General features: G+C 40.2%; 12 protein-coding genes. 3 read left to right on the top strand and 9 right to left on the bottom strand.

Annotation, left to right across the window (positions count from 1 at the left end; translation table 11 throughout):
- Nucleotides 1–30: 30 nt before the first annotated feature.
- Entirely contained in the window at nt 31–1,422 is a 1,392-nt protein-coding gene (gene aspA, locus AAGS61_RS04775; RefSeq protein WP_391368060.1) for an aspartate ammonia-lyase, read from the bottom strand.
- Nucleotides 1,423–1,594: 172 nt separating this feature from the next.
- Between aspA and AAGS61_RS04770 the strand changes: the two genes are divergently transcribed.
- Entirely contained in the window at nt 1,595–1,882 is a 288-nt protein-coding gene (locus tag AAGS61_RS04770; RefSeq protein ID WP_391368058.1) for a DNA primase, read from the top strand.
- A 215-nt stretch (nt 1,883–2,097) separates the two neighbouring features.
- On the opposite strand, the gene AAGS61_RS04765 is transcribed toward AAGS61_RS04770, so the two are convergent.
- From AAGS61_RS04765 to AAGS61_RS04755, 3 genes are all read right to left on the bottom strand, one after another.
- Nucleotides 2,098–3,663, bottom strand: a complete 1,566-nt coding sequence (locus AAGS61_RS04765; protein ID WP_391368055.1) for an ABC-F family ATP-binding cassette domain-containing protein — start codon at nt 3,661–3,663, stop codon at nt 2,098–2,100.
- Between the two features lie 68 nt (nt 3,664–3,731).
- The gene (locus AAGS61_RS04760) at nt 3,732–3,917 is read right to left on the bottom strand and encodes an SE1832 family protein (protein ID WP_391368052.1); all 186 of its coding nucleotides are present in this window, start codon (nt 3,915–3,917) and stop codon (nt 3,732–3,734) included.
- A gap of 180 nt (nt 3,918–4,097) precedes the next feature.
- Nucleotides 4,098–5,129: a PseG/SpsG family protein gene (locus AAGS61_RS04755; RefSeq protein WP_391368049.1), complete on the bottom strand. Its 1,032-nt coding sequence runs from the start codon at nt 5,127–5,129 to the stop codon at nt 4,098–4,100.
- A gap of 165 nt (nt 5,130–5,294) precedes the next feature.
- On the opposite strand from AAGS61_RS04755, the gene AAGS61_RS04750 reads away from it, so the two are divergent.
- Together AAGS61_RS04750 and AAGS61_RS04745 are read left to right on the top strand one after the other, a co-directional pair.
- Complete coding sequence (locus tag AAGS61_RS04750) at nt 5,295–6,104, top strand: oxidoreductase (RefSeq protein ID WP_391368046.1); 810 nt, start codon at nt 5,295–5,297, stop codon at nt 6,102–6,104.
- Nucleotides 6,105–6,147: 43 nt separating this feature from the next.
- A complete protein-coding gene (locus AAGS61_RS04745; protein ID WP_391368044.1) occupies nt 6,148–7,938 on the top strand; it encodes a cation:proton antiporter in 1,791 nt (596 codons plus the stop codon).
- A gap of 147 nt (nt 7,939–8,085) precedes the next feature.
- On the opposite strand, the gene AAGS61_RS04740 is transcribed toward AAGS61_RS04745, so the two are convergent.
- From AAGS61_RS04740 to AAGS61_RS04720, 5 genes are all read right to left on the bottom strand, one after another.
- Nucleotides 8,086–9,342 carry an Nramp family divalent metal transporter gene (locus AAGS61_RS04740; RefSeq protein ID WP_391368042.1) on the bottom strand — a complete coding sequence of 419 codons (1,257 nt, stop codon included), beginning with the start codon at nt 9,340–9,342 and terminating at the stop codon, nt 8,086–8,088.
- Between the two features lie 43 nt (nt 9,343–9,385).
- Complete coding sequence (locus AAGS61_RS04735; RefSeq protein WP_391368039.1) at nt 9,386–10,039, bottom strand: helix-turn-helix transcriptional regulator; 654 nt, start codon at nt 10,037–10,039, stop codon at nt 9,386–9,388.
- A gap of 17 nt (nt 10,040–10,056) precedes the next feature.
- Entirely contained in the window at nt 10,057–11,010 is a 954-nt protein-coding gene (gene glsA / locus AAGS61_RS04730; RefSeq protein ID WP_391368036.1) for a glutaminase A, read from the bottom strand.
- On the bottom strand, nt 11,007–11,948 hold the full coding sequence (locus AAGS61_RS04725; protein WP_391368033.1) for an agmatinase family protein: 942 nt from the start codon (nt 11,946–11,948) through the stop codon (nt 11,007–11,009). Before AAGS61_RS04725 ends, glsA begins: the two co-directional genes overlap by 4 nt.
- Nucleotides 11,949–12,049: 101 nt before the next feature.
- The gene (locus AAGS61_RS04720; protein WP_391368030.1) at nt 12,050–12,925 is read right to left on the bottom strand and encodes a LysR family transcriptional regulator; all 876 of its coding nucleotides are present in this window, start codon (nt 12,923–12,925) and stop codon (nt 12,050–12,052) included.
- Nucleotides 12,926–13,600 lie beyond the last annotated feature (675 nt).

Raw genomic sequence — 13,600 nt, 5'->3', positions numbered from 1 at the left:
ACCGTCAGAAATGGTCGAATGCTTTTTTAGTTAATCTTTTTGTAATGTTGTCATACGGAATGGATCGAGGATGACGTCGATCTCTTCTGCTGTGAAGTAAGCGTATTTTAAGCATAGCGAACGCACAGATTCACCTGTTTCTAACGCTTCACGTGCAAGCTTCGAAGCGATTTCGTAGCCAACATGTGGGGCAATAGCTGTAATGACACCGATACTGCGCTCTACGTTATTACGTAGTACTTCTTCGTTCGCACGAATGCCTTTTAAGCAGTATTCCGTGAAGGCAGTAAAGCCGTTTGTCATAATGCGAACTGATTGTAATAAGTTGAATACAAGAACAGGCTCCATTACGTTTAGCTCGAATTGGCCTGCTTCAGACGCCATGGAAATCGTTGTATCGTTCCCAACCACTTGGAAAGCGATTTGGTTAATGACTTCTAACATAACCGGGTTTACTTTCCCAGGCATAATTGATGAACCTGGTTGGCGCTCCGGTAGTAAAATTTCAGCAAAACCTGTTTTTGGACCAGACGCCATCAGACGAAGGTCATTACAGATTTTCGACATATTGAGCATACAGATTTTTAATGCACCTGAAACTTCTGTGTAAATATCTGTATTTTGTGTACCATCTACATGATCTTCACATTGCTTGAATGGAAGTCCTGTGTTTTCCTGCACGTACTCAACTGCCGATTTAATATAAGCAGCATCAGCATTCAAGCAAGTACCGATTGCTGTTGCGCCAAGGTTAATTTCGTATAAATCTTCTTTTGTTTGCTTAATGCGTTTAATATCACGGCGTAGCACTTTCGCATAAGCAAGGAATTCTTGTCCGAGTCGGATTGGCACCGCATCTTGTAAATGCGTACGCCCCATTTTAATAATGTGGTCAAATTCCTTCGCTTTCGCTTCGAATGCTTCAACCATTGTTTCCATTACGTTTAATAGCTCAATTAACACAGTTACTGTTGAGACGTGAATCGCTGTTGGGAAGGCATCATTTGTAGACTGTGCCATGTTCACATGGGAGTTTGGGCTAATAACTGCATAATTGCCTTTTTCGTGACCAAGAATTTCAAGTGCACGATTGGCGATGACTTCATTTGCATTCATGTTTAATGAAGTACCCGCTCCACCTTGAATTGGGTCAACGATAAATTGATCGTGCCACTGTCCTTCCATAATTTCATCTGCTGCTTGAATGATTGCATTCGCAATCACCGCATCTAAATGATTCGTTGCCAAGTTCGCTTGGGCTGCCGATTTTTTTACAATTGCGAATGCACGAATTAGCTCCGGATCCACTACTTGTCCAGTAATCGGGAAGTTCTCCTTTGCGCGCATTGTTTGAATTCCGTAGTAAACATTTTTTGAAATTTCCATTGTACCTAAAAAGTCTTTTTCGATACGTGGCGTCATTGTAATTCGCTCCTTAGAAGATTATATTGCCATTGTATAGGAAGTATTTGCAAAAGTTAAATAGAAAATGTATTCCGACGATTTGCATGACAGAGTGCTTTCTATTATGTTGTGTTATCGATATAATACGTGTACATAAGAAAGGGAATTTTTACATAGGGAGGAACAAAAAATGATTCGATCAGTCGGTACAGGCGGCACAAATTTAAACGGTCAAGCGCCGCGAAGAACGCAATCTCAGCCTCAAGCGGAATTTCCGAAAATCGGCACGAAGCCGCTTTTAACAGAGGAAGAAGTAAAATCTACACGCAAGCAAGTAATGGTCGGCGTCAAACCAAATGCCGCGATGCAGTCCATATTAGATGAAGAACATGGTGTAATGCGACTGAATGCAGATGGTGACCGATTAGAAGTCAGCAAAAAAGCCATTTCGTTAGCGAAAGAAAAATTATTTGTTTGATGAAGAATTTGGGGTTGTCTATTAAATCGCTGGGATTGTCTATAATCCTAGCAGATTGTCTATAATCAGTAAGAAATTGTCTATTATTGGTCCAAAGTTGTCTATTAACTAGAGTGGGTTGTCTATTATCAATCCCAAGTTGTCTATTAAATCCGAAAACGTGAACAACACAAAAAAAACTATGCCAGCGATCAGCTGGCATAGCTACCTCAAACTTATAAATCTGTTTTTCCTGATGTGAACCAGTCTTGGACGTTCCATACTTTTGTCGCTAAGCCTTCATAGAAATCAGGCTCGTGGGATACGAGAACGATCGTGCCTTTGAATGCTTGCATCGCACGTTTTAGTTCATTTTTGGCATCGATATCTAAGTGGTTTGTCGGTTCGTCAAATACAAGCCAGTTTGTTTCGTGCATCATCAGCTTACATAAACGAACTTTCGCTTGCTCACCACCAGATAGGGAATTCAGCGGGCGTTGGATATGCTCTGATTTTAAGCCAGCGCGTGCTAAAGCAGCACGTACTTGCGCTTGTTCCATCGACGGGAACGCATTCCACACATCATCAATTGGCGTAATTTTGTCTGCTTTTACTTCCTGCTCGAAGTAAGACGGATATAAATAATCCCCGCGTATTACTTTTCCGCCAAGTGGATTGATTTTGCCAAGCATCGTTTTGAGTAATGTCGATTTCCCGACACCGTTCATGCCGACTAAGGCAATTTTTTCGCCGCGCTCGATTTGGAATGTCAGCGGTGGTAGTAACGGCTTGTCCTTGTCATACCCGATTAATAACTCTTCCGCTTCCACAACGTAACGGCTCGAAGCACGTGTTTCTTTAAAGCCAAACTCTGGTTTGACAGCTGTTTCCGGGCGGTCGATACGCTCTAAGCGGTCCAGCTGCTTCGCACGTGATTTTGCACGACCTGTCGTCGAGTAACGCGCCTTATTTTTCGCGATGAAGTCCTCTTGCTTTTTAATAAATTCCTGCTGCTTTTCATACGCATCAATATGCTGACGTTTATTGATTTCAGCTAGCTCTAAAAACTTCTCGTACGTCGCTGTGTAACGTGTCATTTTCGAGAACTCTAAGTGGAAAATCACATCGACTACTTCATTCATAAATTCCGTATCATGCGAAATAAGTAGGAAAGCATGTGGATAATTTTTTAAGTAATTTTTTAACCATGTAACGTGCTCTTCATCTAAATAGTTCGTCGGCTCGTCTAGTAATAATACTTTTGGCTTTTCAAGTAAAAGCTTTGCGAGTAACACTTTCGTACGTTGTCCACCTGAAAGGGCTGCTACGTCACGTTCAAGACCGATTGCATCCAGTCCTAAACCACGTGCGACCTCTTCAATTTTCATATCTAATGAATAGAAGTCGCCTGCATCTAGTGCATCTTGAATTTCTGCCATTTTTTCTAAAAGTGTTTCGTAATCTGCATCTGGGTCCGCCATTTGCATCGAAATTTCATTTAGTTCTTCTTCCTTTTTATAAAGCGGCAAAAACGCATCACGTAACACATCGCGCATTGTACGACCAGCTGTTAATACCGTGTGCTGATCTAGGTAGCCGTAATGTGTACCAGGCAGCCATTCTACTTTTCCTGCATCGTGAATTTGTTGCCCTGTGATGATGCCCATTAATGTCGATTTCCCGACACCATTTGCGCCAACTAACCCGATGTGGTCGCCTTCTACAAGACGGAATGAAACATCTTTAAAAAGTGTACGGTCGCCAAATGAATGTCCTAAATTTTCAACTGTTAAAATTGCCATACCTATCCTCCAACTATTGCTTCGTTATTTTCATATAAAAACTCGCGGTGGAAAATACCGCGAGCAGATTAGAAAGCAGCCAGCTGTTTGTTTAATTCTGCTAGTCGTGCTTCCATTTTCTCAAGGCGCTCTAAAGCTTGTTTCACTGAACCTTCGTGCCCTAATGATTCAAGCTTTTCCATATCGCCTTGTAGGTTGATATAGTCCATTTTTAACTCTGTAATTTCCTGTTGAACTTGTGCTTTCGTAAGCATAAAAAATACGCCCCTTTACAAACAATCGCTACGCCTTATTGTAGCACATGAAAGGGAAGTTTGAGAATGAGGGAGATTCAGGCAAGTACATCTAAAAATATAATAAGTAAAATTTAATATTAGGCAAGTAAATCTACAAATATGGCAAGTAACATCCCATATTAAGCAAGTAAATCACGCTTACAACTGGGCTAAATGGCGGCCGTATGCAAAGTCTAGTAATAGCGCTTGCAAAATTTCATTGTTTCCTAATATATCTAACGAGCGTTGCTTGCGAATGGCGCGGTCTCGGCGATGCTCATGAAGAAGTAGCTCCATCACGGCATTTTGAATGGATGATTGTTTAATTTTGCGCCCTAAACCTAAATGGATAAAACCGTTTAATTCACGTGCAAAGGAATGTCCAATTTCACGCTCTTGCTGTGCCAGCGTAATACATGGGATGCTGACGGCGGCCACTTTATATGGTGTATAGTTATTGTTACATACGACAATATCGGCACTATGAAGTAACTCGTATAAAGCATCACTTTTTTGCACAATTTTCCCGTTGCGGCGGCTCAGTAGCATCATTTGTAAATCACTGACGGGATGCTTATATTCATCATCAATCGCCACCGAAATTTTGAGTGGAATATGCAGCTGTGTTAAATGGCGCAATGTACGGTATGTGAGATTGTTTTCGTCCCCGTCCTCAAATGCAATAACAATATGAGGGGGATCATTTTCAATCATCGTATTGCGCTCTGCCGCAATTTCTTGCAATTGTTCCTCCACTGCAAATGCATAACTACCTGCTAATGTATTAGGTGGGAGTAGTTCACCTGAGCCTAGCTCTTCAAATAGCGCCAATACATTGCAATCGACTAATACGTTACCACTCCCGAAATCATCGAAGTGAACCATTGTTTTACACAACGGTCGCAATAACTCCATTTGTTCAATTAATGAATCTCTACCATCTTGGATAATTAAATCTAACTCTAAATTACGGAGTGCCTTGACAAGCTCCTCGTACTTTTCAAATAAAACAGGTGTAATACCTGAATCTTCAAATTGTTTTAATATAATCGGATTATTTGTTTTAATAAACATAAATACGGATTCTTCATCTAACAATTTACTTAAAATCATTGCTCGTTTAAATGGATATAAGCCTTTAAAAGGGCATTGTTCTACGATAAAAGCAATTTTTCTTTTTTGATTTGGCATGTTTCATCGCATCCTTTCTCTCGCATGTTCTTTTTAAAATATGGTGAAAAATTGGTAAGTATGTGTGAAAATGAAACAAAAAGCATATTAGACGGTGAGTAAATGTGTTTTTCTGGATGCATTTGCATTTTTAGAAGCGTTTTAAATAGAAAGGTGGTTTTTTATATGGGCATGCGTTCAGCGATTGTGGTTGGTGCAACGGGGCTAGTCGGATCACAGCTTGTACAGCTACTTTGTGAAAGTAAGGAATATATGTCGGTCACAGTGCTTACAAGAAGGCAACTCAACTATACACATGACAAATTAGTAGAACGAATCGTAAATTTTGATGAGCTAGTTGAATCTGATTTGGAGTTTGCGGATGACGTATTTTGCTGTCTCGGGACAACGATTAAAAAAGCGGGGACGAGACAACAATTTGAAAAGGTGGATATTGAGTACCCGCTACATATTGCAGCGATGGCGAAAAAGCGTGGTATCCAGCATTTCATCGTTATCTCAGCTATGGGGGCCAATGAAAAATCGATGGCGTATTACAACCAGGTAAAAGGAAAGCTTGAAAAAGAGTTGATGGACATGGATTTGCCACAGCTCTCTATCGTGCGCCCGTCGCTACTTGTCGGCAATCGCCAAGAGTTTCGACTAGGGGAAAAAGTAGGGGAGGCCGCACTTCGAGCACTCAATCCACTCCTTATCGGCCCGATGAAAAAAGCGCGTGCCATTGAAGCGAGTCAAGTCGCCCTTGCTATGAAAGTCATTGCGCTACAAGGCAAAAAACAGAAAGTCTCGATTTATTCATCCGATGAGCTCATGACGATGCATATGCCCGTGACAGAGGAGAGGGTAGAAATCGCCCGTGAACGTGTATTTAATTGGGATAAACGAAAAAATGACGAGCTAGCTCCTCTAGATGAAGAAGTCGTGTTTGATCGCGATAAATTAAAAGAATTAGAAGTAAAAAAAGAACAAGAATAATCTACAGATAGTAAAAGACCGTCTAGAAAACGGAGGAATGATGATGCTTCATTCAATTTTATTTGAACTCACCTGTATTATTTTTCTCGGTATGTTAGCACAATGGATTGCATGGCGTTTCCGCATACCTGCCATTGTTGCGATGTCACTAATGGGCTTAATCATTGGCCCGTTTACGGGGTTATTTAACCCGTCTGAAACATTCGGCGATGTGTTTAACCCATTTATCTCCCTTGCTGTGGCCATTATTTTATTTGAAGGTAGCCTTAGTCTCGATTTCCGAGAAATACGAGGGTTTCGCAAGGCGATTTTACGTGTTTCTACAGTCGGTGCGTTTATCGCGTGGATTGCGGGCTCTCTTGCCGCCCATTATGTAGCGGGACTTTCATGGGCTGTGGCATTTGTCATCGGAGGTTTATTTATCGTAACAGGCCCGACTGTCATTTTACCTCTTTTACGGCAAGCAAAATTAAAAGAACGACCAGCTGCGATTTTAAAGTGGGAAGGGATTGTCGTCGATCCGTTTGGGGCACTACTTGCGTTATTTGCCTTTCAAGTTGTACTCACGACGAATAACTTAGAAGGTGGTACAACGATTCTGGCGTTTTTCTTATCCTCTGTTGCCGCGGCTGTTATTGGGGCAGCGTTTGGCTTCATACTCGGCGTTTTATTAGAGCGTGGCTTCATTCCAGAATACTTAAAATCACCCATTGTGCTGGCGTCTGTCCTCATGTCCTTCGCGCTTTCCGATTTAATTATGCACGAAACGGGTTTACTAGCTGTTACGGCCATGGGACTGGTGATGGCGAATATGCATTTAACGAGTCATCATGATTTATTGCATTTCAAAGAAAATATTTCGGTACTATTGATTTCGAGCGTGTTTATTATGTTAACAGCGTCACTGACAATGGATACATTATTAGCCATTTTAAATTGGCGTATGTTGTTATTTGTGTTAGCGATGATGTTGATTGTGAGACCAGTGTCAATGTGGATTGCAACGATCAACGTGGGGCTCACAAAAGAAGAAAGAACATTAATCGGGTGGATTGCACCGCGCGGGATTGTAGCATTAACCGTGTCCGGTTATTTTGCAAATGCCTTACAAAATGCCGGATTTCAAAGTGCACAACTGTTAACAGCCTTAACGCTGGCCCTTGTTTTTGCTACCGTATTAGCGCACGGTTTTTCGATTACGTGGCTCGCCCGTAAATTACATTTACAAGCAACGACCGAATCAGGCGTTGTCATTGTTGGAGGGAGCCCATTTACCGCACTACTAGGAGAGGCACTCGCTTCCTTTCATAAACCGGTGTTGGTTATGGATCGATCATGGCAAAATTTATATGAAGCCCGTCAAGCAGGACTCACTACTGAAGTAGGGGATGTGTTAAGTGAACAGACAGAGTTCTACGTAGATTTGGGACCGTATGACCGACTCATTGCAGCTACAGAAGAAGATGCTTACAATGCCCTCATTTGCATCAACTTTGTACCTGAGTGGGGACGAGAGGCATTGTATCAGACCGCTATTCACTCAGGTGATCCAACCAATTATTCAAAATCACTCGGCGGGAAAACATTGCTCACAGAAGGATTAGACATCCATAAATTGAATGATTTAGTACGGAGCGGCTATGTAATTCGTAAAACAACGATTTCAGAGCAATACACATACAAAATGTATCGTGAAGACAATGAACATCAAGTCATCCCGCTCTTTACGATTGGGCCAGGGAAAGATTTGCATTTCTTCGTTAATGGCAAAGTACGTACCGGAATTGAACCAGGTATCGTCATCGTCAGTTTGTCACCACCAAATACGCCGTAATACTGAAATTATATGAAGGTACTGGCTGCTGTAGAGGATTAACGACAGTATAAAAAAACCCGCTAACAGCTGACCAAGTAGCTGTTAGCGGGTTTCTATTTTTGCATGTGCGGAACGTGTGGCTCGCGCAAATGTTTAGATGAGTAATTAACCAAAAATCGAACTGAATACATCCATTAAGCTATACAGCCCTAAAAAAGTACAGATTATTGTGACAATTATGCCTAAAATATTAGCAAGAGGACCATTTTTATATTCACCAAGAAACTTTTTGTTATTCATAATAATTAATAACATAATCGTAATAACCGGTAATAAGATACCATTCAATGCTTGGGCAAACAATAGAACAGACAGTGGATTGATCTTTAACGCAGAGAATAAAATCCCGATCACAATAATGATTGTAAATACGAGTTTGAAGCGCTTGTCCTTCATGCCGTCTTTCCAACCGAGTACATTACTTACCGTAATCGCAGCACCTAATGGGGAAGCAAGAGCAGAAGAAAAACCAGCCGCAAATAAACCAATACTAATAAATACTTTTGCCCAATCGCCTAAAAGGGGCTCTAATTGTAATGACATTTCTGCCGCACTCGATACTTCTACACCATGAATTAACGTACCAGCCGTAATTAAAATCGCCGCTGTAATTAAGCCACCAATCCCGATGGAAATAATAATATCCCATCTTGATTCCTTTAAATGCTCTGGCTTATTCCATCTTTCTTGAACAGAAGCGGAATGTAAAAACAAGTTATATGGAACGATAGTTGTCCCGATTAACGCAATCACTGTAAGGATAGAGCCAGATGGCACACTTGGGATAAATGCACCGCTAAATACGGCTCCTAAGTCTGGCTTTGCAATAATCGCTGTTGTAAAGAAAGTAGCACTCATGACGATCACTAAACCGATCATGACTTTTTCAATTAATTTATAGCTACCCGATAAGCCTAATATTAAAATAACGATCCCAAACATCGGACCTAACACATTCGTTGGAATGTTTGTTAATGTATGAATCCCTAACGAGGTCCCAATTAAGTCACCGGCAATATAGGCAGCACAGCCTACCGAAATCGCCATTAATACAAGCCATACGGAACCGAACCGTAAGATTTTGTTATCAAATTGCTCTCGTACAGCATCACCTAACGTTTTACGTGAAATAATCCCAAGACGTGCGGACATTTCTTGCAAAACAATCGTCGCAATAATCGAAAATACGACTGTCCATAAAATCGCATAACCATAAGAGGCACCAGCTTTCGTCGCTGTCGTTACCGTTCCTGGTCCAATAAAGGAAGCGGTAATAATCGCTCCCGGACCAATCACCTTCAATTTATCAGCAAGACTTTTCTTCGTCGTTTGTTCTTTTGTCTGTTCCATGTTAACAGTCATAAATAGCCCCCTTTTCTCCTTTTAAAAACATCCCCTAAATTCATTAACTATTCTTTATCACATCTAAATAATTGTAGATGGTTTGCTTTGAAACTTGTAAAATATCACTTACTTTATCGACCGCGCCATGAATGAGGAAAATCCCTTTATCGTCTAAAATTTGCACGAAGCGGATTTTATCTTGTCTGGACATTTTTTCAACAGGTACATGTACTTCTAACAAAGAGCTTTGAATAATTTGTTCAAAGATTTCTTCTACGTTATTGGCATAGGACTCATTCATTTCGTCATTTGGTAGTCCAGGCTTAGCGCTAATAAAGTCGTCTAATACACTTTGAATATATTTAAATGCTGTCATATCATAATTGATACCGATGTAACCGATTACATCATTGTCGTCATTTCGGATAAACATAGTAGACGTTTTAATATGCTGGTTACTTTTCGTTTTAATCGTATAACCAAGCATATCTTGAATGTCATTGCCAGACTTGCGTAACTCTTTTAAAATCACATCTGTTACAGGTGCCCCGAGCGAGCGGTTTGTGACAGTACCATTAATATAAATTAAGGATGATTGAACATCTGCTAAATCATGAATGACGACCTCACATTGTGGTCCGAAAGTATGAACGATCATGTCAGCCATTTGAAAATAGTTTTCTAAAATTTTTCGATTTGTTTGTTTCTTATCCAAAATCATGTCCCCCCAGTTTAGAAAATAGTTACAGGATAGTGGTGAAATAATTTTTCCATCACAATCATACTTTTAACGCTATTCCCATTTTCGTCAAGTGGTGGGCTGAAAATTCCTAAACCTAGTCCATCAACAAATAACGGATGGTTTTTCGGAGAAGCGGGGATAATCCCTAAAATGCCTCCCGAGACGCCACTTTTTGCTGGAATGCCAATCGTTGTGGCAAACTTACCAGAACCGTTATACATGCCCGATGTGTACATTAAAATTTTTGTCAATCGTGCTACTTTAATCGGAAATACTTGCTCCCTTTTTTCGAGGTCGTAGCCGTCCGTTGAGAGGATGCAACCAAATTTCGCTAAATCCCCGACAGTTAACTCCATTGAACAAAGTTTCGTATACGCTTTTAAAATTTCATCGACGTCCCCTGAAAGGATTTGCTTTTCTTTTAAAAAGTGCACCATCGCTTTGTTGCGATCCGCTGTTTCCCACTCTGACAAAAAGACGTCTTGATTGATCTGCAGCCGTTTCCCAATTACAGAAGATAAGAAATCTAAGACAAAATTTACTTTGTCCTCTGCGCTATTGCCCGGTAACAACGAGACAACCGTGATCGCACCTGCATTAATCCAAGGATTAAATGGCTTTTTGGCATCGGATAATTCAAAACGTAGCAAGGAATTAAAGCTATCGCCCGTTGGTTCAACATCTACTTTGGACAGTACACTTTCAATGCCAATCGCTGTACAAGCCGCAATAAATGAAAATACTTTACTAATACTTTGTACAGTGAATGCATAATGCGTGTCGCCAATATTTAATGTATGCCCTTGTGGGAAATACAGCGAGATTGCCATCATCTCTGGATTTTGTTTGGAAAGTGCAGGAATATAATTCGCGCACTTTCCAATGGATTGACCTTTATACTCATTCGTTAATTGGATAAGAAACTGTTCAAGCCCTTTGATCATAGCCCTTTTTTGTAGTCGATATGACCAGCTAATGCATATAACACGATCGTTGATGCTAAGTGTGCAGAACGGTTGCTAGGGTCTTGTTGTGGATAAACTTCTACAAAGTCCATACCGATGATCCCTTGTTTCCCAAATTCGTTCACTAACGTTAATAGTTCATAAGATGTTAAGCCGTTGCCGTCTACTGGACCACCTGGATTGAATGCGTAGTCTAATACGTCACTACAAATACTTAAGTACACGCAATCTACATCTGTGCTTGCTTGTGCATAAATCTCTTTTGCGAACGCTTCCAAATCGCCGTGTTTACGAATATCATTCATTGTGATTGTTACAGCGCCAGCAGCTACTGCGTTTTTCCCGCTTTGAGGGAAGTTACGTGGGCCGTGAATCCCTGTATGAATGATGCTTTCATTGCGGACACCGTCTAATTCGTATAGACGCATGAATGGACTACAACGTGCATATTTATCTCCGTTATGTGAAGGTAAATTATCATAGTGTGTATCTAAGTGGATAATCCCCACTTTTTTCCCTGTATTGACTAAGCCTTTGATGATCGGGAACGTAATCCCATGATCGCCACCTAATCCAATAAGGAATTTTTCTTTTTTCCACAGTGCTTCTGTAAATTTCTCAATTCGGTGCATTGTTTCATCTACATCTGCTGGTACAACATCGATGTCACCAATGTCTCCTAATTTAATACTCTCAAATACATCTACGTGATTTAATTCAGGTAAATAGCCGCTATAGCGACCTGAACATAAGCGCATAACTTTCGGGCCTAACTCACAGCCTGTATAATCTCCCCACGTTACAGCACCTTCCCAAGGAACACCGTAAACGATTGCGTCTACTTCCTCTGTATTTTCAGCTTTAAGTAAATTTGTTGCATTTAAAAAGCAAGGTGTGTTGCCATATAAGTTGTCCATTCCAATGTACCCCCTGTTTGAATTGTTAAAAAGTTTGGAATTAATTTAAAAGATAAATTTATTTTTAAAAAAAGTCAAACACTTTTTTAAAAAAAATAAAATTAATCAAAAGTAATTAATTGCTCGACGATGGCGATAAACTCGCTAAGCCTTGTATTTAAAGCAATGTTTTTCTTCGTGACAATCCCTAACGTTCGCATATATTTTTCTTCGAAAGGAATGCAAGAAATGGATAACGGGATATTGTAAAGTAATAATTTAGGCATAATGGTAATGCCTACACCTTGCTCTACCATGGCTAAAAGGGCATGGTCTAAATCTGATTCATACATAATCGTAGGGTGTAAATGATTGGAATAAATTAAGGAATTGACATTGCGATCAATGGACTTTTTAGGCATTACCCACTGTTCATTTTTTAATTGAGTGAGTCGAATCGACGGTTGATTTCCTAATGGATGGGACGCAGGTAAAATACATAGCAGTTCATCATCTTGAATTTTTTTAAAATCAAAATTGGTTTTACTCGGTTGAATACTAAAAGCTAAATCAATCGTTTCGTCTAACACCCAATCTTCTAATTGATCGTAATTACTTTGATAAACTTGTAATTCCACATCGGGGTAGTGTGCATGGAAATATTTTAAAATGGACGGTAGCCAATTCATTTCAATACTTGGCAAGACGCCAATTTTAATCGTACCCCCCATGACATTTTTGATCGTACTTAACTCGTTCGTTAATTGTTCCTGCCAATGTAAGATTTGCAAAATCGAGTGTAAGAGCTGTTGGCCGTCTGAAGTCAGCCTTACATAGTTCGTATTTCGATGGAACAATAATAGTCCCCATTCTTTTTCTAAAGACTTGATCGCGTGACTCACTGCAGACTGTGTCATATTTAATTTAATCGCTGTTTTGGAGAAACTTTTTGTTTCGACTAACACTTTAAAAATTTCATATTGTACAATTGTCGCCATACTCTCCACCTACTTATGAATTTTACTCATATTCTATATGTTCATTATTCATTTGTGTAATGATTTCTCGTTTTTTATAATGGCGGTAAGTTAAAACTCGTAATGAGCAAAAATGCATCATAAAAATATCAGGTAAATAGTGAAAGATACTAATTGAAAGTGGCATCATAGCCTCCGCGCTTTGCCACAGCCTACACAGGAGCTAAAACAGGCGTGGCCTGTTTGGATCTCCTGTTACTGCTCCTGACGTTGCACTTTCGTCGCAAAGAAAATCTTGGCTCCTGTGGCGATGGCGCGCTACGGCAAAAAGTGAATACTTCTCGATATACTAGAAAAACATTTCTCTTCTTTAAAAGAAATCAATTTCTTTCTAGTTGCAAGTATAATTGCCTAGCCCCTACCGTAATAGATGAGAATCTTTCTTTCTTTTTAGCAACTGATTATTGTATTGAACCAGATGTGTTGATTATCAAAATATTTCCTTTATGAAGCATGTTTTTTAGAAAAACGTGATTAAAAATGACTTGCCAGTTGATTGAAGCGGAATCGGCGAGACTCCTACGGGAATAGCAATGTTTTTCTGCAACGAAAGCGTAGCGGCAGTTGCATGAGCTGAAGACCCCGCAGGAGCGAGGTACGAGTGACGAGGAGGCTGAGGCCATGCCCGTGGAAAGC

The sequence above is a fragment of the Lysinibacillus sp. KU-BSD001 genome, assembly GCF_042920265.1.
In the GTDB taxonomy this organism is placed as follows: Bacteria; Bacillota; Bacilli; order Bacillales_A; family Planococcaceae; genus Lysinibacillus_B.
Note: the sequence above shows the minus strand (reverse complement) of the source record. Positions and strands in the feature narration are given on the sequence as shown.

What these genes read in the sequence shown, in the direction of transcription:
- aspA (WP_391368060.1), bottom strand. Translation starts at nt 1,422, where the DNA reads ATGACGCCACGTATCGAAAAAGACTTTTTAGGTACAATGGAAATTTCA.
- AAGS61_RS04770 (WP_391368058.1), top strand. Translation starts at nt 1,595, where the DNA reads ATGATTCGATCAGTCGGTACAGGCGGCACAAATTTAAACGGTCAAGCG.
- AAGS61_RS04765 (WP_391368055.1), bottom strand. Translation starts at nt 3,663, where the DNA reads ATGGCAATTTTAACAGTTGAAAATTTAGGACATTCATTTGGCGACCGT.
- AAGS61_RS04760 (WP_391368052.1), bottom strand. Translation starts at nt 3,917, where the DNA reads ATGCTTACGAAAGCACAAGTTCAACAGGAAATTACAGAGTTAAAAATG.
- AAGS61_RS04755 (WP_391368049.1), bottom strand. Translation starts at nt 5,129, where the DNA reads ATGCCAAATCAAAAAAGAAAAATTGCTTTTATCGTAGAACAATGCCCT.
- AAGS61_RS04750 (WP_391368046.1), top strand. Translation starts at nt 5,295, where the DNA reads ATGGGCATGCGTTCAGCGATTGTGGTTGGTGCAACGGGGCTAGTCGGA.
- AAGS61_RS04745 (WP_391368044.1), top strand. Translation starts at nt 6,148, where the DNA reads ATGCTTCATTCAATTTTATTTGAACTCACCTGTATTATTTTTCTCGGT.
- AAGS61_RS04740 (WP_391368042.1), bottom strand. Translation starts at nt 9,342, where the DNA reads ATGACTGTTAACATGGAACAGACAAAAGAACAAACGACGAAGAAAAGT.
- glsA (WP_391368036.1), bottom strand. Translation starts at nt 11,010, where the DNA reads ATGATCAAAGGGCTTGAACAGTTTCTTATCCAATTAACGAATGAGTAT.
- AAGS61_RS04725 (WP_391368033.1), bottom strand. Translation starts at nt 11,948, where the DNA reads ATGGACAACTTATATGGCAACACACCTTGCTTTTTAAATGCAACAAAT.
- AAGS61_RS04720 (WP_391368030.1), bottom strand. Translation starts at nt 12,925, where the DNA reads ATGGCGACAATTGTACAATATGAAATTTTTAAAGTGTTAGTCGAAACA.